Origin of the sequence: Kitasatospora sp. NPDC004799 (genome assembly GCF_040609095.1) — a bacterium.
In the GTDB taxonomy this organism is placed as follows: Bacteria; Actinomycetota; Actinomycetes; order Streptomycetales; family Streptomycetaceae; genus Kitasatospora.
Window position 1 is genome coordinate 1 of the sequence record NZ_JBEXJK010000761.1, and the last position, 1,674, is coordinate 1,674.

General features: G+C 76.5%; 2 protein-coding genes. One reads left to right on the plus strand and one right to left on the minus strand.

Going from position 1 to position 1,674, the window contains the following annotated elements:
- The coding region (locus ABZW03_RS40590) for an MFS transporter (protein WP_355269865.1) at window positions 1-849 on the plus strand (849 nt) is incomplete at its 5' end.
- A gap of 101 nt (window positions 850-950) precedes the next feature.
- Here ABZW03_RS40590 and pth read toward each other — a convergent pair.
- Complete coding sequence (pth, locus tag ABZW03_RS40595) at window positions 951-1,592, minus strand: aminoacyl-tRNA hydrolase (RefSeq protein ID WP_355269867.1); 642 nt, start codon at window positions 1,590-1,592, stop codon at window positions 951-953.
- Window positions 1,593-1,674 lie beyond the last annotated feature (82 nt).

Sequence of the window (1,674 nt, forward strand, 5' to 3'; positions counted from 1 at the left end):
GGCGTCCCAGCCTTCGGCGGTGAGGCGGTCCAGGTTGTCCGCCCGGACCATCGCGCCCCGGGCCGCCGGACCGTGGCCCGCGCGGACGCCCGCTTCGACCTGCCCGGCATGCTGCTGCTCACCGGCGCGACCACCGCGCTGCTGCTCGCCCTGTCCACCGCCTCCGGACTGCCCCTGCCCGGCTGGGCGGCCGCCGCCCTGCTGCTCGCCTCCGCCGCGCTGGCCCTGGCGCTGGTGCGCCAGGAGCGCAGGGCCGCCCGGCCGATCCTGGCCCCCGGGCTGATCAACACCCCGGGCGTGCGCTCCGGCCTGGTGGTGGCGCTGATCGGCTACCTGCTGCTGTTCTGCCCCCTGGTGCTGGGCCCGGTGCTGCTCACCGGCGCGGGGGTGTCGACGGCCCGCGCGGGCCTGATCATCACCTTGCTGCCCGCCGCGTTCGCGTTCGCCGCGACGGTCGGCGGCGGGCTGGTGCCCCGGGGCTGGTCGGACGTGACCAGGTGCCGCTCGGGCGCGCTGCTCGCGGCCGCCGGACTGCTGCTGTTCGCCCTGCTGCCCGCCTCCGGCGCGGCGGCGCTCCCGCTGCTGATCGCCGGCTACGGGCTGGGACTGCTGCTGCCCGCCAACAACGCGCTGGTGATGCGGGCGGTACCGGCGCAGTGCTCGGCGGTCGGCGGCGGCATGGTGAACACGGCTCGCAGCCTCGGCACGGCCCTCGGCATGGCGCTGTCCGTCCTCGGCGTCCACCTGGCGGGCGCCGAGTCCGGTGGGCGGACGGTGCTCCTCGTCCTCGCCGCCGTCGCGGCCGCGGCCGCGCTGTTCACCCGGCCCGTCCGGCCCGCCCGGCCCTGAGCTAGGCCCGGGTGCGTGGTCGGCTGCGTGCCGTGGTGTGGTGGCGGTGATCGAGCCGCTGCTGCCGGTGCGGGAACGGGCGGGCGCGAAGGGTGGTCGCCTCAGCGGCCCAACACTTGCTCAGGCGTCCGTACGGGCGTCCGTACGGGTGTCCCTACGGGGGCCGTGCGGGCGTTCAGGGCGTCCTGGGCGCGGTTGAGGCCGTGCCGCACCAGGGTCTCCAGGGCGTCCGCACAGCGATCCAACTCGCCTGACAGGGCGGCAAGTTCGGCATCCGAGAACTTCTCCAGCACGAAGTCCCCGACGCTCCGGCCCTTCGGTGGGCGGCCGATGCCGAACCGCAGCCGGACGAAGTCCCGGGTGCCGAGCGCCTCGCCGACCGAGCGGGCGCCGTTGTGGCCGCCCGGGCCGCCGCCGCGCTTGAGCCGGGCGGAGCCGAACGCGAAGTCCAGGTCGTCCTGCACCACCACCAGCCGCTCGACCGGGACGCCGTGGCGGCGCAGCAGCGCGGCCACCGGGCGTCCGGACAGGTTGATGGACCACAGCGGCTCGGCCAGCAGCACCCGGTGGCCGTCGACGCCGATCTCGGCCACCCGGGTGGCGATCCCGCGCCGCCGGAAGCGGGCGCCGTGCCGTTCGGCCAGCCGGTCCACGGCCAGGAAGCCCGCATTGTGCCGGGTGAGCCGGAACCACGGGCCCGGGTTGCCCAGTCCGGCGATCAGCCAGGGGGTGTCGGGAGTCATGCGGCGGTTCTCCGGAGGGGGCGGGGACGACGTGCGGCGCGACGGCGCGGTGGTGGACGACGACGCCTTCCTCGCCCTCACC

Coding starts and splice junctions, on each gene's coding strand:
- pth (WP_355269867.1), bottom strand. CDS start 1,592: ATGACTCCCGACACCCCCTGGCTGATCGCCGGACTGGGCAACCCGGGC.